At 68.5% G+C, this 21113-nt stretch carries 20 protein-coding genes; 13 read left to right on the plus strand and 7 right to left on the minus strand.

The features are described 5' to 3' along the window. The first annotated feature begins 53 nt into the window (after nucleotides 1-53). From P7V53_RS28925 to hslU, 5 genes are all read left to right on the plus strand, one after another. A complete protein-coding gene (locus P7V53_RS28925; protein ID WP_280152942.1) occupies nucleotides 54-1097 on the plus strand; it encodes a GTP-binding protein in 1044 nt (347 codons plus the stop codon). A 212-nt stretch (nucleotides 1098-1309) separates the two neighbouring features. Then, the gene (gene dksA, locus P7V53_RS28930) at nucleotides 1310-2254 is read left to right on the plus strand and encodes an RNA polymerase-binding protein DksA (RefSeq protein ID WP_280152943.1); all 945 of its coding nucleotides are present in this window, start codon (nucleotides 1310-1312) and stop codon (nucleotides 2252-2254) included. A 28-nt stretch (nucleotides 2255-2282) separates the two neighbouring features. Next, nucleotides 2283-4007: a hypothetical protein gene (locus P7V53_RS28935; RefSeq protein ID WP_280152944.1), complete on the plus strand. Its 1725-nt coding sequence runs from the start codon at nucleotides 2283-2285 to the stop codon at nucleotides 4005-4007. A gap of 82 nt (nucleotides 4008-4089) precedes the next feature. After that, nucleotides 4090-4623, plus strand: coding sequence for an ATP-dependent protease subunit HslV (hslV, locus tag P7V53_RS28940; RefSeq protein WP_280152945.1), 534 nt, complete (start codon nucleotides 4090-4092; stop codon nucleotides 4621-4623). A gap of 88 nt (nucleotides 4624-4711) precedes the next feature. After that, nucleotides 4712-6034 carry an ATP-dependent protease ATPase subunit HslU gene (gene hslU / locus P7V53_RS28945; RefSeq protein ID WP_280152946.1) on the plus strand — a complete coding sequence of 441 codons (1323 nt, stop codon included), beginning with the start codon at nucleotides 4712-4714 and terminating at the stop codon, nucleotides 6032-6034. A gap of 11 nt (nucleotides 6035-6045) precedes the next feature. Here hslU and P7V53_RS28950 read toward each other — a convergent pair whose 3' ends face one another. Both P7V53_RS28950 and P7V53_RS28955 read right to left on the minus strand, forming a co-directional pair. Next, nucleotides 6046-6813, minus strand: a complete 768-nt coding sequence (locus P7V53_RS28950) for a type III pantothenate kinase (RefSeq protein ID WP_280152947.1) — start codon at nucleotides 6811-6813, stop codon at nucleotides 6046-6048. 10 nt (nucleotides 6814-6823) lie between these two features. Then, nucleotides 6824-7471 carry a hypothetical protein gene (locus P7V53_RS28955; RefSeq protein ID WP_280152948.1) on the minus strand — a complete coding sequence of 216 codons (648 nt, stop codon included), beginning with the start codon at nucleotides 7469-7471 and terminating at the stop codon, nucleotides 6824-6826. A 239-nt stretch (nucleotides 7472-7710) separates the two neighbouring features. On the opposite strand from P7V53_RS28955, the gene P7V53_RS28960 reads away from it, so the two are divergent. Continuing rightward, entirely contained in the window at nucleotides 7711-8502 is a 792-nt protein-coding gene (locus P7V53_RS28960; protein ID WP_280156641.1) for a PPK2 family polyphosphate kinase, read from the plus strand. A gap of 12 nt (nucleotides 8503-8514) precedes the next feature. Then, entirely contained in the window at nucleotides 8515-11799 is a 3285-nt protein-coding gene (icmF, locus tag P7V53_RS28965) for a fused isobutyryl-CoA mutase/GTPase IcmF (protein WP_280152949.1), read from the plus strand. A 27-nt stretch (nucleotides 11800-11826) separates the two neighbouring features. Here icmF and P7V53_RS28970 read toward each other — a convergent pair whose 3' ends face one another. After that, on the minus strand, nucleotides 11827-12753 hold the full coding sequence (locus tag P7V53_RS28970) for a LysR family transcriptional regulator (protein WP_280152950.1): 927 nt from the start codon (nucleotides 12751-12753) through the stop codon (nucleotides 11827-11829). Nucleotides 12754-12858: 105 nt separating this feature from the next. Between P7V53_RS28970 and P7V53_RS28975 the strand changes: the two genes are divergently transcribed. From P7V53_RS28975 to P7V53_RS28995, 5 genes are all read left to right on the plus strand, one after another. After that, nucleotides 12859-13482, plus strand: a complete 624-nt coding sequence (locus tag P7V53_RS28975) for a glutathione S-transferase (protein WP_280152951.1) — start codon at nucleotides 12859-12861, stop codon at nucleotides 13480-13482. Next, nucleotides 13479-14453: a pyridoxamine 5'-phosphate oxidase family protein gene (locus tag P7V53_RS28980; protein WP_280152952.1), complete on the plus strand. Its 975-nt coding sequence runs from the start codon at nucleotides 13479-13481 to the stop codon at nucleotides 14451-14453. Before P7V53_RS28975 ends, P7V53_RS28980 begins: the two co-directional genes overlap by 4 nt. 108 nt (nucleotides 14454-14561) lie before the next feature. Then, nucleotides 14562-15326 (plus strand): SDR family oxidoreductase, encoded by a 765-nt coding sequence (locus P7V53_RS28985; protein WP_280152953.1) that lies wholly within the window; start codon nucleotides 14562-14564, stop codon nucleotides 15324-15326. A 166-nt stretch (nucleotides 15327-15492) separates the two neighbouring features. Beyond that, nucleotides 15493-15696, plus strand: a complete 204-nt coding sequence (locus P7V53_RS28990) for a hypothetical protein (RefSeq protein WP_280152954.1) — start codon at nucleotides 15493-15495, stop codon at nucleotides 15694-15696. After that, entirely contained in the window at nucleotides 15693-16040 is a 348-nt protein-coding gene (locus P7V53_RS28995) for a hypothetical protein (protein WP_280152955.1), read from the plus strand. The genes P7V53_RS28990 and P7V53_RS28995 overlap by 4 nt, the downstream gene beginning before the upstream one ends. Nucleotides 16041-16044: 4 nt before the next feature. Here P7V53_RS28995 and P7V53_RS29000 read toward each other — a convergent pair whose 3' ends face one another. The 3 genes from P7V53_RS29000 to P7V53_RS29010 form a co-directional block, all read right to left on the minus strand. Beyond that, nucleotides 16045-16515, minus strand: coding sequence for a hypothetical protein (locus P7V53_RS29000; protein WP_280152956.1), 471 nt, complete (start codon nucleotides 16513-16515; stop codon nucleotides 16045-16047). A gap of 95 nt (nucleotides 16516-16610) precedes the next feature. After that, the gene (locus tag P7V53_RS29005; RefSeq protein ID WP_280152957.1) at nucleotides 16611-17426 is read right to left on the minus strand and encodes a DUF72 domain-containing protein; all 816 of its coding nucleotides are present in this window, start codon (nucleotides 17424-17426) and stop codon (nucleotides 16611-16613) included. A gap of 67 nt (nucleotides 17427-17493) precedes the next feature. Next, complete coding sequence (locus P7V53_RS29010; RefSeq protein ID WP_280152958.1) at nucleotides 17494-17718, minus strand: hypothetical protein; 225 nt, start codon at nucleotides 17716-17718, stop codon at nucleotides 17494-17496. Nucleotides 17719-17909: 191 nt separating this feature from the next. Between P7V53_RS29010 and P7V53_RS29015 the strand changes: the two genes are divergently transcribed. After that, nucleotides 17910-19823, plus strand: a complete 1914-nt coding sequence (locus tag P7V53_RS29015; protein WP_280152959.1) for a peptidase M61 — start codon at nucleotides 17910-17912, stop codon at nucleotides 19821-19823. Here the strand turns inward: P7V53_RS29015 and P7V53_RS29020 are convergent, their stop codons facing one another. Then, on the minus strand, nucleotides 19824-21089 hold the full coding sequence (locus tag P7V53_RS29020; protein ID WP_280152960.1) for a D-amino acid dehydrogenase: 1266 nt from the start codon (nucleotides 21087-21089) through the stop codon (nucleotides 19824-19826). Nucleotides 21090-21113 lie beyond the last annotated feature (24 nt).

The following is a 21113-nucleotide window of genomic DNA, read 5'->3' on the forward strand; positions in this document are numbered from 1 at the left end:
GGCCCCATCTGGCCCGGATCCCCAGACCCCCGCACTGAATCCACGAGACCGCCATGGCCCTCATTCCCGCCACCATCCTCACGGGCTTTCTCGGCTCCGGCAAGACCACGCTGCTGAAGCGGGTGTTGACCGAGGCCCACGGCCAGAAGATCGCCGTCATCGAGAACGAATTCGGCGACGAGAACATCGACAACGACATCCTCGTGCAGGACTCTCGCGAGCAGATCATCCAGCTCAACAACGGCTGCGTCTGCTGCACGATCCGCGAAGACTTGCGCACCACGCTGTCCGACCTGGCCGCCAAGAAGCGCAAGGGCGAGCTCGACTTCGATCGCGTGGTCATCGAGACCACCGGCCTGGCCGACCCCGGTCCCGTCGCGCAGACCTTCTTCATGGACGACGAGATCGCCGAAAGCTACCTGCTCGACTCCATCCTGACCCTGGTCGACGCCAAGCACGGCGAGAAGCAGCTCGACGACCGCCAGGAGGCGCGTCGCCAGATCGGCTTTGCCGACCAGATCTTCATCAGCAAGACCGACCTCGTCGAGGAGACGGCGGTCGACGCGCTGGCCCACCGGGTGCGCCACATGAATCCGCGCGCGCCGCAGCGGCGTGTGCATTTCGGCGAAGTGCCGATCTCCGAGGTGTTCGACCTGCGCGGCTTCAACCTCAACGCCAAGCTCGACATCGACCCCGACTTCCTCAAGGCCGAGGAGCACGACCATGACCATGACCATGATCACGATCACGAGCACGAGCACGGCGAGCATTGCGACCATCCGCACCACCACGCCCACGATGACGACGTGAAGTCGTTCGTGTTTCGCTCCGACCGGCCGTTCAATCCCGCCAAGCTGGAAGACTTTCTCGGCGCCATCGTCCAGGTCTACGGCCCGAAGATGCTGCGCTACAAGGGCGTGCTCCACATGAAGGGCACCGACAAGAAGGTCATCTTCCAGGGCGTGCACCAGCTGATGGGCAGCGACCTGGGTCCGAAATGGGCGCCGGGCGAGAAGAAGACCAGCAAGATGGTCTTCATCGGCATCGACCTGCCCAAGGACGTGTTCCTGCAGGGCCTGGAGCAGTGCCTGGCCTGACCGGAGTCACCCGCCCGCGCAGACGCTGAGCCCGCCAGACGGCCGGCGCGAGAAGGATTGCTCACCCCGGTGTTCAGGGGGCGGAAAACCCGCTGAAAACAGCTACGGCGGCGCGTATACAACGTGGCTACAATCCGCGGCGCCCAAATTCGCCCCGGTGGTCAAGACACCGAGGACAGAGCGGGTATAACCGCCGTTGCGAGGAGACTCACGTGAGCACGACCCCGGCCAAGAAAGCGACGACCAAGAAGCCCCCGGCCAAGACGTCTGCGGCCAAGCCGGCCACGAAGCCAGCACCCAAGGCCGCTGCCAAGGCGCCCGCCAAGCCGGCTCCCAAGGCAGCCCCCAAACCAGCGGCCAAGTCCTCCGCCACGAAGGCCCACGCGCCCGCTGCGGCAACCAAGAGCCACCCGAAACCCGCCGCTGCGCCGCACCATGCGCCTGCCAAGCCGGCAGTGCACGCGCCGGCCGCCCACGCGCCCGCGGCACACGCCCCGGCACACGCCCCGGCACACGCCGCTGCACACGCTCCGGCCAAGCCGGCGCCGGCTCCCAAGGCCAGCTCGCGCGCCCATGCAGTCGCCCCGGCGGCTGCGCCCTTGCCACCCCCGACATCGCGATTCGCCGACCGGTTCGCTCCGCCTCGGCCTCCGACCCGCCAAATGAACAACCTTGCAGTCGATACACCCAAGCAGCCCCACAAGCCGGACCCCAAGCTCGCCAACGCCTGGAAGACCAAGGCTGGCAAGGACCTCACCGAAGAGGAAATCCTCGCCATGCCGGACAGCGAGTACATGAACGACAAGCAACTCGAGTTCTTCCGCGCGCGCCTGCAGATGCTGAAGGACGACCTGCTGTCCAACGCCGGCGAGACCACCGAGCACCTGCGCGAAGACACCTCGATCGTCCCCGACCCGGCCGACCGCGCGACGATCGAGGAAGAGCACGCGCTCGAGCTGCGCACCCGCGATCGCGAGCGCAAGCTGCTGAAGAAGATTTCGCAGTCCTTGGCCAGCATCGACGCCGGAGACTACGGTTTCTGTGACGAAACCGGCGAACCGATCGGACTCGGCCGTTTGATCGCACGACCCACCGCTACACTGTCGCTCGAAGCCCAGCAACGCCGCGAGCTCAGGCAAAAGATGTTCGGCGACTGAGGCACTCCCACGCGGCGACATCCCCGACATGGCGGACCCCAAGGACACGACCAGCTTTTTCCGCAAGGTCGTGAAGTTCGTGGCCAATCCGGCCACCGAATGGAGCGACCTGGAAGCCCCCTCGCAGGAAGCGCGGGAGACCGAGTTCGCCAAGTCCGAGCTGAAGGCGATGATCGAGCGCAAGCGGCGCAACGACTTCGTCCGCAAGCGCGAGTTCGACATGCTGCGCAAGGTGCGCCGCGAGGGCCTGTCCAGCGAGCAGCTTGCCGCGCTGGGCGGCTCGTCGAAGATCGACGACTCCGAGGCGCGCATCGACAGCGGCGCCAAGCCTGACAGCGGCGTGAAGGCCAAGATCGACGAGATCGAGCAGCAGATGGTCGGCGACGGCTATCGCGGCTCGCAACGCCGGGCGCCGGAGTTCTACAACGCCCGCACGCAGCCGGCTCCGATGGACCACGCCGCGCCGCGCGCCTCCGCGGCCGCCCCGCTGGGCCCGCCGGTCGACGGCGCGCGCGTGGTCGACGCCGGGGTGCCCAGCGATCGCGGCAAGCCGGCGCCTGCGGCGCCGGCAGCCGCGGTGATGAGCCCGGGCATGTCGCCGCTGACGCCGCTCACGCTCGACGCCAATACCTCCGACTTCGCCAACCCGTTCGCGGTCGAGGTCAGCGAAGTCGCGCACGATCCCGAGCTCGACGAGGCGGTGATTGCTTTCGCCAACGCCGACTTCGAGCTCTGCGAGCAGTCGCTGTCCACGCTGACCGCGATGACCGGCAGCCGCGCCGGCCATGCCGAGACGTGGCTGGTGCTCTTCGACCTGTACCGCGCCATCGGGCAGCAGCCGAAGTTCGAGAGCCTGGCGCTCGACTACGCGCAGCAGTTCGGCTGGTCCGCACCGCAATGGTTCTCCATGCCCCGGCTCGTCGCCGAGGCGGCGAGCCACGAAGACCGTCCGAAGGCCGCGCGCGTCGAAGGCCAGGTCGGCTGGGTCTGTCCCGATTTCGTCGACTCCGACGCCGTCGCCAAGCTGCGCTCGCAGACGCTGCAGATGCCGCTGCCGTGGGTGTTCGACTGGGGCGCGCTGCGCAACATCGATCCTGAGGCCTGCGCGCGCATGAGCGAGCTGTTCCGCGGCTGGATCGGCCAGAAGCTCGACATGCGATGGCTCAATGGCGAACGCCTGTTCACCGTGCTGAGCGACGCGGCGCCCACCGGGGTGCGCGACGCGGATCCGGCGTACTGGCAGCTTCGCCTCGACGCGCTGCGCATGGCCAATCGCCCCGACCAGTTCGACGAAGCCGCCATCGACTATTGCGTCACGTACGAGGTGTCGCCGCCGTCGTGGGAGCCGGCGCAGTGCCAGGTGCGCATCAGCGGTGGCGAGCAGAGCACCAGCTCCCCGCCCCTGTCGGTCGTGAGCGAGGTCTCCACCAGCTTCGTCGAATCGCAGCTCACCGAAGACACCGGCATGGTCCAGGTCGCGAGCGTCGAGCTCTCCGGACAGTTGGTCGGCGACATCGGCGACACGCTGACGAAGCTGAACGGCGAGCTCGGCAGCGCGTCCATCGTCAACGTCTCGTGCGCCAAGCTGATCCGCGTCGATTTCATCGCTGCCGGCGACCTGCTGAACTGGGTGCTTGCCCGGCGCGGCGAGAACCGCACGGTCGGCTTCGTCGAGGCGCACCGCCTGGTCGCGCTGTTCTTCGGCGCCATGGGTATCACCGAGCACGCCAGGGTCAAGGTACGCACGGTTTAAGCTGTGCGCCGCGGGGTGCGAGCCCTGCTCTTTGTCGATCCCGCGGGCTTGAACCCCGCATCCCCCGCCTGCAGATACCCCGATGGAAAACTACCACGGCACCACCATCGTCAGCGTGCGCCGCGGCAACGTCGTCGCCCTTGGCGGCGATGGCCAGGTGACGCTAGGCAACGTCGTCGTCAAGGCCACGGCCCGCAAGGTGCGCAAGCTCTACCGCGACCAGGTGGTGGCCGGCTTCGCCGGCGCCACCGCCGACGCCTTCACGCTGTTCGAGCGCTTCGAGGCCAAGCTGGAGAAGCATCAGGGGCACCTGGTGCGGGCTGCCATCGAGCTGACCAAGGATTGGCGCACCGACCGCGTCCTGCGGCGCCTGGAGGCGATGCTCGCCGTCGCCGACAAGGAAGCCTCGCTGATCATCACCGGCAATGGCGACGTCCTCGAGCCCGAGCACGGCATCATCGCCATCGGCTCGGGCGGCGCCTATGCGCAGGCCGCGGCGCGCGCCCTGCTCGAGCACACCGAGCTGTCCCCGGCGGACATCGTCAAGAAGTCGCTCGAGATCGCGGGCGAGCTGTGCATCTACACCAACCAGCATCACACGGTGGAAGTCCTATGAGCCCCCACGCTCACCTTGTTCACTGCCAACCGGGGCGGCCGCTCAGCGCGTTTCGAGCGGCCGGGCGGGCGCCGAGATGAAGTCGTCCATGACCCCCCAGGAAATCGTCTCCGAGCTCGACCGCCACATCGTCGGCCAGGGCAGCGCCAAGCGCGCCGTCGCCATCGCGCTGCGCAACCGCTGGCGCCGCCAGCAGGTCGACGAAAAGCTGCGCGGCGAGATCACGCCGAAGAACATCCTGATGATCGGCCCCACCGGCGTGGGGAAGACGGAGATCGCGCGACGCCTGGCCAAGCTCGCGGACGCGCCGTTCATCAAGGTCGAGGCAACCAAGTTCACCGAGGTCGGCTACGTCGGCAAGGACGTCGACTCGATCGTGCGCGACCTCGTCGACATGGCCGTCAAGCAGGAGCGCGAAAGCGCGATGCGCCGTCAGCGCGCGCGTGCCGAAGATGCGGCCGAAGACCGCGTGCTCGACATCCTGGTGCCGCCACCGCGCAGCGACTTCGGCCTGTCGCCCGGCACGTCGACCGACAATGCCGCCCGCCAGACGATGCGCAAGCGATTGCGCGAAGGCACGCTCGACGACAAGGAGGTCGAGGTCGATGTCGCCGACGCCAAGCCGGCGCTCGAGATCATGGGGCCGGCCGGCATGGAGGACATGGCCGAGCAGCTGCGCGGCATGTTCGCCAACCTGGGCAGCGGCAAGCGCAAGCTGCGCAAGATGAAGATCGCCGAGGCGATGAAGCTGCTCGTCGATGAAGAAGCGGCCAAGCTGGTCAACGAGGACGAGATCCGCGCCGAGGCGCTCGCCAACGCCGAGCAGAACGGCATCGTGTTCATCGACGAGATCGACAAGGTCACCTCCCGGTCGGAGCACGGCGGCGCGGAAGTGTCGCGTCAGGGCGTGCAGCGCGACCTGCTGCCGCTGGTGGAGGGCACCTCGGTCAACACGAAGTACGGCATGGTCAAGACCGACCACATCCTCTTCATCGCCTCGGGTGCGTTCCACCTGACCAAGCCGAGCGACCTCATTCCCGAGCTGCAGGGACGCTTTCCGATCCGCGTCGAGCTGGGTTCCCTCAGCGTCGGCGACTTCGAGGCCATCCTCACGCAAACCCACGCCAGCCTGGTCAAGCAGTACCAGGCGCTGCTGGCCACCGAAGGTGTCACGCTGGAGCTGCGCCCCGACGGGATCCGTCGCCTCGCGCAGATCGCGTACGACGTCAACGAGCGCACCGAAAACATCGGCGCGCGGCGCCTGTCGACCGTGATGGAGCGGCTGCTCGACGAGGTGAGCTTCGACGCCCCCAACCTGGGCGGCCAGACCGTCTCGCTCGGGGCGGCCGAAGTCGATGCCAAGCTTGCGGAGCTGGCGAAGAACGAGGACCTCTCGCGCTACATCCTGTAGCGCGACGGCGCTCACATCGCCAGGCGGTGCGACTGCAGCGCCAGCAGCCCTTCGAAGATGAGCGTGTCGACCGTCTCGAACGGCAGGTCGGTGATGGGTGCGAGCTTCACCGCCGCGCCGCCGCTCATCAGCAGCACCGGATCCTGACCCGTGCGCGCGAGCAGGCGCCGGTGCATGCGCTCGATGGCACCAGCGATGGAGTGCGCGCCGCCGCTCATCAGCGCGTCGCTGGTGTTGGTGGGGAAGTCTCGCACGTCGCCGGTGGGGGCCTTGAGCCCGGCGGTGCCCATTTCGAGCGCACGCAGCATCAGGCCGAAGCCGGGCAGGATGAGGCCACCGAGGAAGCGTCCGGTCCCGTCGAGCGCATCGACCGTGACCGCCGTGCCCACCATCACCACCAGCGCCGGCCGCGGCGCGCCCATGGCCAGCACGCGATGCCGTGCGCCGATCAGCGCCACCCAGCGGTCGGTGCCCAGCCGGTTCGGATGGTCGTAGCCGTTGGTGACGCCGGCCGCATGCGGGGACGACACGACCCAGCGCGGCGCGATGTCCCAGATCTCCATCTGCTCCTCGACGCGCCGCTTGACGCCTTCGCCAGCGACGATGCTGCCCAGCATGCTGGCCGGCGGATCGAGGTCCTTCCACTCGGTGTCGGCGAGGTTGTCGATCTGCTCGAGGAACACCGCGCCGTGGGCCATCAGGCCCGCACCGGGTTGAGGCGAGGCGTACAGCGCCCACTTGAGGCGGGTGTTGCCGACGTCGACGGCGAGGAAGCTCATCGGCGGCAATCTAACTCGCCGGCTGAACCGCGTCGCGGCGAGGGATGAGCAGATGCCGCACATGGCGCAGCGTCTGCTGTGCCGAAAGCGTGCGGTAGGGCTTCATGATGCGCGCCTCGACCTCGTCGATCAGCTCGGCAAGCTCGCTGCGGGTGCGGGCGCGGCGCAGGCGAAGCAGCGTCAGCGATCCGGCGACCGGCGCCTCGGCCCGCAGCGCGCGAATGAGGATGCCGCGCGCTTCCTCGAGCGTGGCGTCGGCTCCGGCCTCCAGCGCATCGAAGTCGGTGGGCCGGGAGACGTCCGACGGGTGGCCGCTGTTGAGGGTGTCGTCGAGCACCGACTCGGGCTGCAGGGTGCGCGCGGCAGGCAGCACCGATTCGATCGCGTCCAGCGGAATGTCGACGTGCTGCAAGGAGGCATGGAGCGGGCCTGGCGACTCCGCCGGCCGCGGCAGCACGATGAGCCCGAGCTCGAGCAGGTCGCCGAAGCAGCTCTCGCTGGCGCCGGCCTGGCGGGCCAGGGTTTGCACCTGCTCGGCGGTGCGGCGTCCGTCCACCAGCAGCAGCACGGTGCGATGTCGCTGGCTGAGGCGGCGCTGGCGGCTGCTGAGCTCGGCCTGGCCGTCGGAGGTCTTGACGGGGATGAGTGGGGTCGCCACGAACGCTTTCTCCTTCTCTGCGGCGCGCAACCCGCATGGTCACCGGCGGCGCGCGCTGCAGTCCCAACCGGCGCGATTGTGAGGCCAAAGCCCTGCCGATGGCAGCGCGGCAATCCATCGGATGTGCGACCGGGATACACTGTGCAATTGACGTATACGTCAATTGGGCATGGTGCCCGCACGAGGACAGATTGGCCCGCCGCTCCCCCGACCTCGCAGACTTCCAGCATCGCAGCGCCTTGTCCGCCAAGGCCGCGCCGTTCAAGCTGTCCAGCATCGATCCGTCCGCCAAGCCGTTCTCCAGCGGCGACAAGCTGGCCGACAAGGCTGCCGTGGAGACGCTCGCGACCGAGCTCGACCAGTTGCAGGATCTTTTCTATGCCGACCGCCGCTTCAAGATGCTGGTGGTGCTGCAGGGCACCGACACCAGCGGCAAGGACGGCACGATCCGCGGCGTGTTCGGCAAGATGAGTGCGCTGGGCGTGCACACCGTGTCCTGGAAGGCGCCGAGCCGCGAAGAGCTGGCGCACGACTACCTGTGGCGCATCCACCAGCGCGTGCCGGCCAGCGGCGACATCGTCATCTTCAACCGCAGCCACTACGAGGACGTGCTGGTGCCCGCGGTCAACGGCTGGATCAAGCCTGAACAGGTACGCCAGCGCTATGCCCAGATCAACGACTTCGAGCGGCTGCTGTCCGAAAACGGCACCGTCATCCTCAAGTTCCTGCTGCACATCTCGAAGGACGAGCAGCGCGAACGGCTGCAGGCGCGGATCGACGATCCGACCAAGCACTGGAAGTTCGAAAGCGGCGACATCGAGGTGCGCAAGCAGTGGGATGCGTACCAGAAGGCATACGCCGCCGCCGTGGCCGCCACCGGCACCGAATGGGCGCCGTGGACAGTGGTGCCGGCCGATTCGAAGACGCACCGCAACCTGATGGTCGCGACCGTCGTCAAGCGCACGTTCGAAAGCCTGAAGCTGCGCTATCCGCCGGGCGATCCGGCGCTGGCCAAGCTGAAGATCGAATAGCCGGAGCTCCGCATGACCGACCTCTCCGCCGAATTCAAGGCCCTCGCCGAATACCGTCCGACGAACAAGGTGCGCTTCGTCACCGCCGCGTCGCTGTTCGACGGCCACGACGCCGCCATCAACATCATGCGGCGCATCCTGCAGAGCATGGGCGCCGAGGTGATCCACCTGGGCCACAACCGCTCGGTCGACGAGGTCGTCACGGCGGCGCTGCACGAGGACGTGCAGGGCATCGCGATCAGCTCGTACCAGGGCGGGCACGTCGAGTACTTCAAGTACATGGTCGACCTGCTCAAGGCGCGCGGCGGGGAGCACATCCAGGTCTTCGGCGGCGGCGGCGGCGTCATCGTGCCGGCGGAGATCGCCGAGCTGCAGGGCTACGGTGTGGCGCGCATCTACAGCCCCGAAGACGGCCAGCGCATGGGCCTGCAGGGAATGATCGGCGAGATGGTCATGAGGAGCGATGGCGACCTCTCGGTCTACGCGCCGAAGCAGGTCTCATCGATTCAAGGCGGCGACGAGAAGCACTGGCGCGCGCTGGCGCAGCTCATCACCGCACTCGAGAACGGGAAGGCCTCCGACGAGCTGAAGGCCGCGCTGGCCGCCGAGGCCGCGAAGGCAAGGACGCCGGTGGTCGGCATCACGGGCACCGGCGGCGCGGGCAAGTCCTCCCTGACCGACGAGCTCATTCGCCGGCTGCGGCTGGACCAGGACGACCGCTTGCGCGTCGCGGTGATCAGCATCGATCCGTCGCGCCGCAAGAGCGGCGGCGCGCTGCTCGGCGACCGCATCCGGATGAACGCGATCGGGCCGTGGCAGCATGGCCACCGCGTGTTCATGCGCAGCCTCGCCACCCGCGACTTCGGCAGCGAGATCAGCCAGGCGCTGCCCGACGTGCTCGCCGCCTGCAAGGCCGCCGGCTTCGACCTGATCGTCGTCGAGACGTCCGGCATCGGCCAGGGCGATGCGGCCATCGTGCCGCTGGTCGACGTGCCGGTGTACGTGATGACGCCCGAGTACGGAGCGGCCAGCCAGCTGGAGAAGATCGACATGCTCGACTTCGCCGAGTTCGTCGCCATCAACAAGTTCGACCGCAAGGGCGCGGCCGATGCCCTGCGCGACGTGGCCAAGCAGGTGCAGCGCAACAAGGAGGCGTGGAAGCGCAGGCCCGACGAGATGCCTGTGTTCGGCACCATGGCCAGCCGCTTCAACGACGACGGCGTGACGGCGCTGTACCAGGCGCTGCTGCCGCGCCTCGCCGAGCTCGGCCTGAAGACGGGCGAAAGCCGCCTGCCCGCGATCGACACGCGCCACAGTACGCACCAGGTGCCGATCGTGCCGGGCGCGCGCGTGCGCTACCTGGCGGAGATCGCCGACAGCGTGCGCGATTACAAGCAGCGCGCACGGCAGCAGGCGAGGCTGGCGCGCGAAGCCCAGCAGCTGCGCGAAAGCGCGCGCATGCTCGGCGAAGCCAAGCACGACGCGCCGGCGGCGCTGCAGCAGCTCGCGTCCGAGCGCGAGGCGCAGCTCGATGCCCACGGCAGGAAGCTGCTCGCGATGTGGCCGCAGATGCAGAAGGCCTACGCCGGCGACGAGTACGTCGTGAGGATCCGCGACAGGGAGATCCGCACCGCCCTCACGCACACGACGTTGTCGGGCAGCAAGATCCGCAAGGTCGCGCTGCCGCAGTACGAAGACCACGGCGAGATCCTCAAGTGGCTGCTGCTCGACAACGTGCCCGGCAGCTTCCCCTACACGGCCGGCACCTTCGCCTTCAAGCGCGAAGGCGAGGACCCGACGCGCATGTTCGCCGGCGAGGGCGATGCCTTCCGCACCAACCGGCGCTTCAAGCTGCTGTCCGAAGGCATGCCGGCCAAGCGGCTGTCGACCGCCTTCGACTCGGTCACGCTGTACGGAAACGATCCCGACGTGCGACCCGACATCTACGGCAAGGTCGGCAATTCGGGCGTCAGCATCGCCACGCTGGACGACATGAAGGTGCTGTACTCGGGCTTCGACCTGTGCTCGCCGAGCACCTCGGTGTCGATGACGATCAACGGCCCGGCGCCGACCATCCTCGCGATGTTCATGAACACCGCGATCGACCAGCAGCTCGAGCGCTTCGCTGCAGACAACGGCCGCGAGCCCACCGACGACGAGGCGCAGAAGATCCGCGCCTGGGTGCTGCAGAACGTGCGCGGCACGGTGCAGGCCGACATCCTCAAGGAAGACCAGGGCCAGAACACCTGCATCTTCTCGACCGAGTTCTCGCTGAAGGTGATGGGCGACATCGCCCAGTACTTCGTGCACCACCAGGTCCGCAACTTCTATTCGGTGAGCATCTCGGGCTATCACATCGCCGAGGCCGGGGCCAATCCGATCTCGCAGCTCGCCTTCACGCTGAGCAACGGCTTCACCTTCGTCGAGGCGTACCTCGCCCGCGGGATGCACATCGACGACTTCGCCCCGAACCTGAGCTTCTTCTTCAGCAATGGCATGGACCCCGAGTACACCGTGCTCGGCCGCGTGGCGCGGCGCATCTGGTCAGTGGCGATGCGCGACCGGTACGGCGCCAACGAGCGCAGCCAGAAGCTCAAGTACCACGTGCAGACGAGCGGCCGCTCGCTGCACGCCCAGGAGATCCAGTTCAACGACATCCGCACGACGCTTCAGGCGCTGATCGCGATCTACGACAACTGCAATTCGCTGCACACCAACGCGTTCGACGAGGCGATCACGACGCCCACGGAGGACAGCGTACGCCGCGCGATGGCCATCCAGCTCATCATCAACCGCGAGTGGGGACTGGCGAAGAACGAGAACCCCAACCAGGGCGCGTTCATCGTCGACGAGCTGACCGAGCTTGTGGAGGAAGCCGTGCTGGCCGAGTTCGAGAAGATCGCCGAGCGAGGCGGCGTGCTCGGCGCGATGGAGACGGGCTACCAGCGCGGCAAGATCCAGGAAGAGAGCATGCATTACGAGATGCTCAAGCACACCGGCGAGTACCCCATCATCGGCGTCAACACCTTCCGCAACCCGCACGGCGATCCCGTGCCCGAGCACATCGAGCTGGCGCGCTCCACCGAGGAAGAGAAGCAGTCACAGCTCAAGCGGCTCGCGGACTTCCACCAGCGTGGCGCTTCGGCGGCGCCGGCGATGCTCAAGCGGCTTCAGCAAGCGGTGATCGACAACCGCAACGTGTTCGAGGTGCTGATGGACGCGGTTCGGGTCTGCTCGCTGGGGCAGATCACGAACGCGCTGTTCGAAGTGGGCGGGCAGTACCGGCGAAGCATGTGAGTCGGCCCCGGCTTGCGGGGTGGCGCGTCATGCGCCGTTCTGCAGCACCGGCTCGCGCCGAAGCCGCTCGACGGCAAAGTCGATGAAGGCGCGCACCTTGGCCGCGGCGCGCCGTCCGTCGGCATGCACCACCTGCACCGGAATCGGCGGCGGTTCGTGGTCGGCAAGCACGATGCGCAGGCGTCCCTGCTTCACGGATTCCGCCACCTGGTACGACAGCGCCCGCGCCAGCCCGTGCCCGGCCAGTGCCGCCGCGATGCCGACCTCGCCCGTGTTGGCGACGAGCTGCATGCGCGGGTGGGCGATTTCGCGTTGGGCCCTGCTCTTGCGCCCGGGCGGATAGAGCGCCCACGGCGCGACGACGCCGCCGTGCATCGCGAAACCCACGCCGTCGTGGCGCGCCAGGTCGGCCGGCGTGCGCGGCTCGCCGTGCGCTTCAAGGTAGGCCGGCGACGCCACGATGACACGCCGCACGTGTCCCACGCGAATCGCGGTGAGCCCCGAGTCCGGCAAGTGCGCGATGCGCACGGCAACGTCGAACCCCTCCTCGAGCAGATGCACGATGTGGTCGACGAAGTGCGCCCGCGCGCTCACCTGAGGGTGCTGCGCCAGGAACGCCAGCAGCACCGGCGCGACGTGCATCCGGCCGAACATCTGCGGCGCGGTGATCGCGAGCTGGCCCTGCGGCGCGCTGTGGGTGCCGCCGGCCACCGCCTCGGCCTCGGCGACCTCCGCCAGGATGCGCTTGCAATGGGCATGGAAGCGTTCACCTGCCTCGGTGAGCGAGACGCTGCGCGTCGTTCGCCTCAACAGCTGTGCGCCGACGTGCTCTTCCAGCGCGACGATGGCGCGGCTCACCGCCGGCGGGGACATTCCCAGCAGCCGCGCGGCCGGCGCGAAGCCCTTCGCGTCGGCCACGGTCACGAACACCCTCATGCCTTCGAATCGGTCCATCCCAGCATTCCACGCGGCGTAACGGTGAAGTGTCCCTCACGGGCATTCCGTTTCGCGCAACCGGCCGCGAAGATGCGCCCTGCACGCCAAACCCGAAAGACGACCATGACCCCGATCCGCCTGTACGCCTATCCGCTGTCCGGCCACGCTCACCGCGTCGAGCTCTTCCTTTCGCTGCTCGGGCTGCCGTTCGACAAGGTCGACATCGACATCGTCAAGGGCGAGCAGAAGCAGGCCGAGTTCCTGGCCCTGAATCCCTTCGGCCAGGTGCCTGTGATCCAGGACGGCGAGCTCACGCTGGCCGACAGCAACGCGATCCTCACCTATCTGGCGCTGCGCTATGACACCGGCGGCCGCTGGCTGCCTCGCGATCCGATCGGCGCGGCGCAGGTGCAGCGCTGGCTCTCGGTGGCTGCCGGCCCGCTGGTCAACGGGCCCGGCAGCGCACGCGTCAACGTGCTGTTCCGGCGTCCGCACGACCCGCGCTGCCTCGACATCGCGACGGTGCTGCTGACGCGCATCGAGCACCACCTGGCCGCGCGCGATTTCCTCGCTGCCGACGGGCCGACCATCGCCGACATCGCGCTGTACACCTACACCTCCCACGCGCCGGAGGGCGGCGTCTCGCTGCAGCCCTATCCCAAGGTGCGGGCCTGGCTGGCGCGAATCGAGGCCTTGCCGGGCTTCGTCGGCATGCCGCGGCAAGCCGCGGCCGAGGCGGCTCGATGAGCGCGCCGCCACCGGATGCGCCGTTTCATGCCGGCGAGCGGGCGGTCCAGGAGCGTGTCGGCGTGCGCGACAGGATCGAGGCGATCGGCCAGCGCGTGATCCGCTCCTTCATGCCCGAGCAGCATCGCGAGCTGTTCGGCAAGTTGCCGTGGTTCTTCGTCGGCAGCCTCGACGCGCAGCGGCGTCCCTGGGCCTCGGTGCTCGCCGGTCGACCGGGCTTCGTGTCTGCCCCCGACGAGCGCACGCTGCGCATCGCGGCCGTGCCGTCGTCCGCCGATCCGCTCGCGCAGGCCTTGCGGCCCGGCGTGCCGCTCGGGCTGCTGGGGCTGGAGCCGCACACCCGCCGGCGCAATCGCATGAACGGCACCGTCAGTGACATCGATGCCGACGGCTTCACGGTTGCCGTGGACCAGAGCTTCGGCAACTGCCCGCAGTACATCCAGGCGCGTGAGCCGCAATGGGCCCGCCCGCCGGACACGGCCGAGCCGGCCGCCGAATCCCTCGGGGCGGCGCTCCACGACGCAGCGATACGGCTGGTGCGAGCGGCCGACACGCTGTTCATCGCGTCCGCGGCGGCGCGGGCGCGCGGTCACGGGGGCGCCGATGGCGTCGACGTCTCGCATCGCGGCGGCAACCCGGGCTTCGTGCGCGTGGACAGCGACGGCAGCAACGGCACGGTGCTGACCCTGCCCGACTTTCGCGGCAACTTCCTCTTCAACACGCTCGGCAACATCGCGGCCCACCCGCAGTCGGGCCTGCTGTTCATCGATCATGCGAGCGGAGACCTGCTGCAGCTGACCGGCCGCGCGGAGATCGTGTGGGGCGGACCCGAAGTGCAAGCCTTCGAAGGCGCGCAGCGCCTGCTGCGGGTTCGCGTCGACGAGGCCGTCTGGCGGCCGGAGGCGCTGCCGCTGCGCTGGTCTGCCCCGCAGTTTGCGCCGCAGCTGGCCACGACGGGGCGCTGGCGGTAGCGAGCACAAGCACGCGCGGGTTCGCCCCGGCGACATGTTGTTGCCTAGGCGACTGCCTCGAAGGTGCGCGGGCGCTAGCCTTGGCCCTTCTCGCTTCATCCCGCTGCCATGAATGATCTGTTTTCCCTCGAAGGCCGCACGGCGCTGATCACCGGCGGCTCGCGCGGCATCGGCCGCATGATCGCGGCCGGCTTTCTGCAGGCCGGCGCGCGCGTCTACATTTCCGCCCGCAAGGCCGACGCCTGCCGGCAGACCGCCGCCGAGCTGTCGGCGCTGGGGCCCTGCGTCGCGCTGCCGGCCGACGTGTCGACGCTCGAAGGCGCGCAGGCGCTGGTCCAGGCCTACTCGGCGCACGAGTCGCAGCTCGACATCCTGGTCAACAACGCCGGCGCCGCCTGGGGGGCGCCGTACGACGAGTTTCCCGAAAAGGGATGGGACAAGGTGCTGGACCTGAATCTGAAGAGTCCCTTCTTCCTGACGCAGGCGTTGAGCCCGGCACTGCGCAAGGCAGCCGAGTTCCGGCCGGCGAAGGTGATCAACATCGCCTCCATCGACGGCATCTCGGTGAATGCACAGGAAACGTATTCGTATGCCGCCAGCAAGGCAGGGTTGATCCACCTCACGCGGCGCATGTCGCTGCGCTTGATCCAGGACAACATCGTGGTGAGCGCCATCGCCCCGGGTGCGTTCGCCTCGGACATGAACCGCGACGCACGCGACCGCGCAGGCGAAGTCGCGGCACATGTGCCTGCCGGCCGCATCGGCCAGGACGACGACATGGCGGGGGCCGCGGTGTACCTCGCCTCGCGTGCAGGCGACTACGTCGTGGGCGCCACGCTGGTCGTCGACGGCGGTGTCACCCTGGCGCGATAGAGACGCCGAGGGACCATCCGACACCGGCGGCATCGACTGAATCCGGACGTTGCCCGCGTAGTCCCGCTCCTACAGCAACTCCACTGCTCACCCGATAGCCAGGGGCCGTGCGGCTCGGCAGGATCGCTTTGCGGGCCCGCCGGTGCCGGGTCGATGGAGTGAAGCAATGGCCAGCGATGCGAGGGAGATCCTTCCAAGCGGATCGGTACCGCATACCGAGGCCGCGCTCGTCGACGCGTCGCCTTCGACGATCGATTCGACGGCGACCGATGTGCTCAATGCGATGGGGTACGAGGCCGCCGATCCGGCCTTGCATGCGCCGCTGTGGGCCGAAGCGATGGCCGACGCGGAGCGCAGGAGCCTGCGATGAGCGAGCGGCATCCGGAAAGCCCGGCCCTGCGCCAGCAATGGCGGGATTGGTGGCAGCGCCTGCCCGAGCCGGTACGCGCCCCGGCGTGGCAACTCGGGTTCGCGGTCCTTGTCATCGTCGCGCTGTTGCTCGGCTTTCACCATGTCGTGCGCCAGTCGGTGCGCCAGGGCGAGGTGCTGCGCATGAGCGTCAGCACCCACGCCGAGGCGGTGTGGCGCTGTCAAGCGCTGAGCAGCCCACGCAGCCGCGAGCAATGCCTGCATCAACTTCAGGCGCCGCCCGCCCAACCGGGGCGGACGCCGCCCAACACCGCGCCGCTGCGCGTGGTGCGGCTCGGATCCTGAGTGGTCAGTACTCGACCATGACATGGAGCACGTGTGACTCGATGCGCTTTTCCACACGGGGAATGAAGGCGACGCGCGCCGTCACGCCCTGCGCGCTGAACAGCGCCACCGAGGGCACCAGCAGCGGTTGCACGTCGTCGGCGTAGCCGGTGACGCCGCCCGCCGTCAGGGCCAGCGCACGCCATTGCCAGCTGTAGCCGGCATAAGCGCTGGTGCGGTCCAGCGAATTGCGATAGGCCCCCAGCGTCCAGCCTGCATCGCTTCGCCAGTAGAGACCGGGGTTCACGTTGTTGAAATGGCGCGCCGGAAAGTGCACGCTTCCCAGGTGCACCCCGACGGTTCCCGCACTGGCGCCGGGTGCGGCAGCGAGACAGACGGCCGCGCCGCACGCGGTGAAGAAGCAGGGCCAGAAACGCGACATGGCGGTGTCTCGATACAGCGATGCCGCTTCTTCGGCACGCGCAGGGTCGGCCATGAGGCCGTCCGTCCACTCGAAGGCGTCCGATTCGGGATCGCTTGCGGCAAGCGTGAGCTGTTGCCGGCAGGCTGCGGGTCAACCCGCGGCGAGATTTACAAAAGCCGCTGCAGCAACGCCAGCGCGGCAGCCGGTGCGCGCTCCTTGGCCCCGCTGATGAAGTAGATGAAGACGTCGCGCGGCGTGTCCGGCGCCGGTGTCGAAGTGACACGCGGGGCATCGGCAGGCTCGCCCCCGGCCGCCCATGTCTTGGCGGCCTGCGCCCACCGATCGAGTGACGAGGCGCCGTAGCCCGTGTCGACGTCGGCCTGTGAGCGCATCAGGCGCGCATACACCAGGTCGGACGTGATGTCGGCGAAGGACGGGTATTCGTCGGTGTCGGCATACACCACGCCGGTCTTGTATTGGCGCAACAGCGCGATGAACTCGGGTACCTTGAAGCTCGGATGGCGGACATCGACGACGTGCCGCAGCGCCAACCCATCCACACGATGGGGCAGCAGCGCCAGGAAGGCCTCGAAGTCTTCGGGCTCGAAGCGCTTGGTCGGCATGAACTGCCAGACGATGGGCCCGAGCTTCTTGCCGAGTTCGCTGATGCCGCTGCCGATGAAGCGCTCGATCGACTCACCGGCAGTGGCCAGCTCCCGCCGGTTGGTGGAGTAGCGCGACGCCTTCATCGAGAAGACGAAGTCGTCAGGGGTATCGTCGCGCCACTTCGCGAAGCTGGCCGGCTTCTGGGTGCTGTAGTACGTGCCGTTGATCTCGATCGCCGTGAGCTTGCCCGCCGCGTATTCGAGTTCGCGCGCGTGCGGCCAGCCGGCAGGATAGAAGTTGTTGCGCCACGGCTCGTAGGTCCAGCCGCCGACGCCCACGCGGATGCGGGATGCGCCTTTCGATGCGTTCTTCGCCAAGGTGAGTCCTCCGCTGCAGCGAAGGCGCGATCATGCGCTGAAACGCTCGCCTTGAAGGGGGCGCGAGTCAGATGCGGGCGCTCGCACGGCGCGCCAGGCGCGCCTGCTCGACACGGCTCCAGGCATCGGTGTTCGCGGGTTCGTCGGCGATCGACGACAAGTCGACCGACGCGCTCCAGTCCGCGTGCGTGGCGGCGCCGAGATCCCTGGGTTCGCAGGCCATCAGCACGACCGTCGCGCCCAACGTGGCGAGGGCCACCGATTTGTATGCCGCCTGCAACCGCCTCTTCATCGTCGTCTCCCCGTGACCGGCCCCTGGGCCTTCGCAAGGAGCTTGCCGCCGGCCAGGGGCCCGCGATGCCGGCACCGGCCGGCGATGCGGGTCGGGCGTCCCCCCCGCTCGATGTAGGACGACGCCGGCTCGCGATCACGCCGACGCGTCATGACGTATCGTCGCGGACTTTCAACCCATCCCCAGTTCCGATGAAACGTCTGTTCGCCAGCATCGCGCTGGCGGCCGCCGCCGGCGCCACCAGCGCTCAGGCGATCCCGGCCGTCGGCCAACAGCCCTACCCGGGCGCGATGACGCTGCAGGTCGACGCGACCGACCTGGACCGAAAGATCTTTCGTGCCGTGCAGAGCCTGCCGGTCCGCCCTGGACCGCTGGTGCTGTACTACCCGCGCTGGCTGCCCGGCACGCACGCGCCCCAGGGCAACGCCTCGACATTGACCGGCCTGCAGGTGCGTGGCAACGGCCAGCGCATCGAGTGGCGGCGCGACACGCTCGACGTGCACGCCTTCCATCTGCACGTGCCCGCGGGAGTGAGCCGGATCGAACTCGAGTTCCAGTTCGTCTCGCCGCTCGAAGGCAGCCAGGGCCAGCGGGTCGTTGCCACGCCCGACATGCTGGGCCTGCAATGGAACACGGTGCTGCTGTACCCGGCCGGCTACGCGGCGTCGCAGATCACCGTGCAGCCTAGCGTGTCGCTGCCGGCCGGCTGGTCGTTCGGCAGCGCGCTGGCTGTCGCTTCGCGCAGCGGCGACACCGTGCGCTTCAAGCCGGTAAGCGCCGAGACGCTCGTCGACTCGCCGCTGTTCGCCGGCCGCCACTACCAGCTCGTCGACCTGGACCCCGGCGCGGCCGAGGCCGGCCGGCCGCCCGTGCGCCTGCACATCGTCGCGGACCAGCCGTCGCAGCTGAAGGCCACGCCGGAGCAGATCGCCCTCCATCGGGCACTGGTCACGCAGGCCGACAAGGTGTTCGGCACTCGCCATTTCACGCAGTACGAGTTCCTGCTGGCCCTCAGCGATCAGTTCGGCGCCATCGGGCTCGAGCACCACCAGTCGAGCGAGAACGGCGTCAAGACCGGCTACTTCACCGACTGGGCCAAGACGCCGGTCGGCCGCGATCTGCTGGCTCACGAATACGCCCATTCGTGGAACGGCAAGTTCCGCCGGCCGCTCGACCTGCTGACGCCCAACTTCAACATCCCCATGCAGAACAGCCTGCTGTGGGTCTACGAAGGCCAGACCCAATACTGGGGCAAGGTGCTTGCCGCACGCTCGGGCCTGATGAACGCGTCCGATGCGCGTGACGACCTCGCGGCCGCAGCCGCCTGGCTGGAGATGCGCACCGGCCGCGCCTGGCGCAACTTGCAGGACACGACCAACGAGGCGATCGTCAATTCGCGCTGGCACCGCGACTGGACCAACTGGCAGCGCGCGGCGGACTACTACGACGAGGCGCGACTGTTCTGGCTGGAAGCCGACATGCTGATCCGGGACGCGTCGAAGGGACAGCGCTCCCTCGACGACTTCGCACGTGCCTTCTTCGGCGTCGAGCCCGGCCGGGTCTCGCCGCTGGCCTACCGCTTCGAGGACGTGGTGCGCGAGCTCGACCGTGTGCAGCCACACGACTGGGCCGGCTTCCTGCGCCGGCACCTGGACCGGCACGACGGCGGCGCGCCGCTCGAAGGACTGGCCAGGAGCGGCTGGCGCCTCGCCTGGACCGACAAGCCCAGCGAGTTCTACAAGGCGCTCGAGACGCGCAACAGGGTGGCCGACTTCGGCTATTCGCTCGGTTTCGAGGTGAGCACCGAGCCGAACAAGGACGGCCACAAGATCGCACAAGTGCTGTGGGGAAGTCCGGCCTTCGAAGCCGGTGTCGCACCGTCGTCGACGCTGGTCGCCGTCAATGGCCGCGCCTACAAGGCCGAATGGCTGAAGGACCAGATCACCGAAGCCAGGGACAGCGGCAAGCCCATCGAGCTGCTGGTGCGCAGCGGCGATCTCTACCGGACGGTGAAGGTGGCCTATCGCGGCGGTCTGCGCTATCCGACGCTGCAACGCATCGAGGGCGTGCCGGACCGCCTGAGCGAGGTGCTGGCGCCGCGCTGATCAACGGTAGGCGTGGCGGTAACGCTCCACCGTCAGTCCTTCCATGTCGATCTCCGGCTCGCGGCCGGAGATCAGGTCGGTCATCACGCAGCCGGTGCCCGCGGCCATCGTCCAGCCCAGCGTGCCGTGGCCGGTGGCAATAAAGAGATTGGGCAGCCGCGTGCCGCCGACGATCGGCGTGCCGTCGGGCGTCATCGGCCGAAGCCCGCACCAGAATTCGGCGCGCGAGACGTCGCCGCCCCGCGGGAACAGGTCGGCCACCACGTGCTCCAGGGTGTTCCGTCGCGCGTCGTGCAACTTGAGCGTGTAGCCGGCGAGCTCGGCCGTCCCGCCGACACGGATGCGCTCGCCGAGGCGGGTCACCGCCACCTTGTGCGTCTCGTCCATCACGGTGGACTCCGGGGCGCCGCGCGCGTCGGTGATCGGCACGGTGATCGAATAGCCCTTGACCGGATACACCGGAATGTGAATGCCTATGCCCTCCAGCAGCAGCGGCGAATAGCTGCCCAGGGCCACGAGATAGGCGTCGGCGCGCTCGGTGCCCGTCTCGGTGACGACGCCGGCGATGCGCATTCCCTCGCGCAGCAGGCCCTTGATCGGCGTGCCGTGGCGGAACACGACGCCGCGCTCGGCGGCCAGCGCGGCGAGCCTCTGCGTGAACTGGAAGCAGTCGCCGGTCTCGTCGCCGGGCAGCACCAGGCCGCCCACGAACTTGTCCTCCACGGCCGCGAGCGCTGGTTCCTGGCGGATGCAGCCAGCCCGATCGAGCACCTCGAAGCGCACGCCGTAGCGACGCAGGATGGCGACGTCCGCGCCCGTGCCGTCGAGCTGCTGACGTGTGCGAAACAGCTGCAGCGTGCCCTGCATGCGCTCGTCGTAGCGGATGCCGGTCTGCTCTCGCAGCTCGCGCAGGCAGTCTCGGCTGTACTCGGCAAGCCGCACCATGCGACTCTTGTTGAGGTCGTAGCGCGCCGCCGTGCAATTGCGCAGCATGGACAGCACCCATCCCACCATGCCCCAGTCGACATGCGGTCGAATCACCAGCGGGCGATGCCGCATCAGCAGCCATTTCACCGCCTTGACCGGCACGCCGGGACCCGCCCAGGGCGCGGAGTATCCCGGCGACACCTCCCCCGCGTTGGCGTAGCTGGTCTCGAGACCGGGTGCCGGCTGCCTGTCGATCACCGTCACTTCGTGGCCCGCCGCCGCGAGCTGCCAGGCGCACGACACGCCGATGACACCACTGCCGAGAACCATCACGCGCATGCATGCACCTCGAAGGGCTGGAAG

It is taken from the genome of Piscinibacter sp. XHJ-5 (assembly GCF_029855045.1).
Taxonomy (GTDB): Bacteria; Pseudomonadota; Gammaproteobacteria; order Burkholderiales; family Burkholderiaceae_C; genus Albitalea.

Bases quoted from the DNA above. Each gene is read 5' to 3' on its own strand.
- P7V53_RS28925 (WP_280152942.1), top strand. From the start codon at position 54: ATGGCCCTCATTCCCGCCACCATCCTCACGGGCTTTCTCGGCTCCGGC.
- P7V53_RS28935 (WP_280152944.1), top strand. From the start codon at position 2,283: ATGGCGGACCCCAAGGACACGACCAGCTTTTTCCGCAAGGTCGTGAAG.
- hslV (WP_280152945.1), top strand. From the start codon at position 4,090: ATGGAAAACTACCACGGCACCACCATCGTCAGCGTGCGCCGCGGCAAC.
- hslU (WP_280152946.1), top strand. From the start codon at position 4,712: ATGACCCCCCAGGAAATCGTCTCCGAGCTCGACCGCCACATCGTCGGC.
- P7V53_RS28950 (WP_280152947.1), bottom strand. From the start codon at position 6,813: ATGAGCTTCCTCGCCGTCGACGTCGGCAACACCCGCCTCAAGTGGGCG.
- icmF (WP_280152949.1), top strand. From the start codon at position 8,515: ATGACCGACCTCTCCGCCGAATTCAAGGCCCTCGCCGAATACCGTCCG.
- P7V53_RS28970 (WP_280152950.1), bottom strand. From the start codon at position 12,753: ATGGACCGATTCGAAGGCATGAGGGTGTTCGTGACCGTGGCCGACGCG.
- P7V53_RS28975 (WP_280152951.1), top strand. From the start codon at position 12,859: ATGACCCCGATCCGCCTGTACGCCTATCCGCTGTCCGGCCACGCTCAC.
- P7V53_RS28980 (WP_280152952.1), top strand. From the start codon at position 13,479: ATGAGCGCGCCGCCACCGGATGCGCCGTTTCATGCCGGCGAGCGGGCG.
- P7V53_RS28985 (WP_280152953.1), top strand. From the start codon at position 14,562: ATGAATGATCTGTTTTCCCTCGAAGGCCGCACGGCGCTGATCACCGGC.
- P7V53_RS28990 (WP_280152954.1), top strand. From the start codon at position 15,493: ATGGCCAGCGATGCGAGGGAGATCCTTCCAAGCGGATCGGTACCGCAT.
- P7V53_RS28995 (WP_280152955.1), top strand. From the start codon at position 15,693: ATGAGCGAGCGGCATCCGGAAAGCCCGGCCCTGCGCCAGCAATGGCGG.
- P7V53_RS29000 (WP_280152956.1), bottom strand. From the start codon at position 16,515: ATGGCCGACCCTGCGCGTGCCGAAGAAGCGGCATCGCTGTATCGAGAC.
- P7V53_RS29010 (WP_280152958.1), bottom strand. From the start codon at position 17,718: ATGAAGAGGCGGTTGCAGGCGGCATACAAATCGGTGGCCCTCGCCACG.
- P7V53_RS29015 (WP_280152959.1), top strand. From the start codon at position 17,910: ATGAAACGTCTGTTCGCCAGCATCGCGCTGGCGGCCGCCGCCGGCGCC.
- P7V53_RS29020 (WP_280152960.1), bottom strand. From the start codon at position 21,089: ATGCGCGTGATGGTTCTCGGCAGTGGTGTCATCGGCGTGTCGTGCGCC.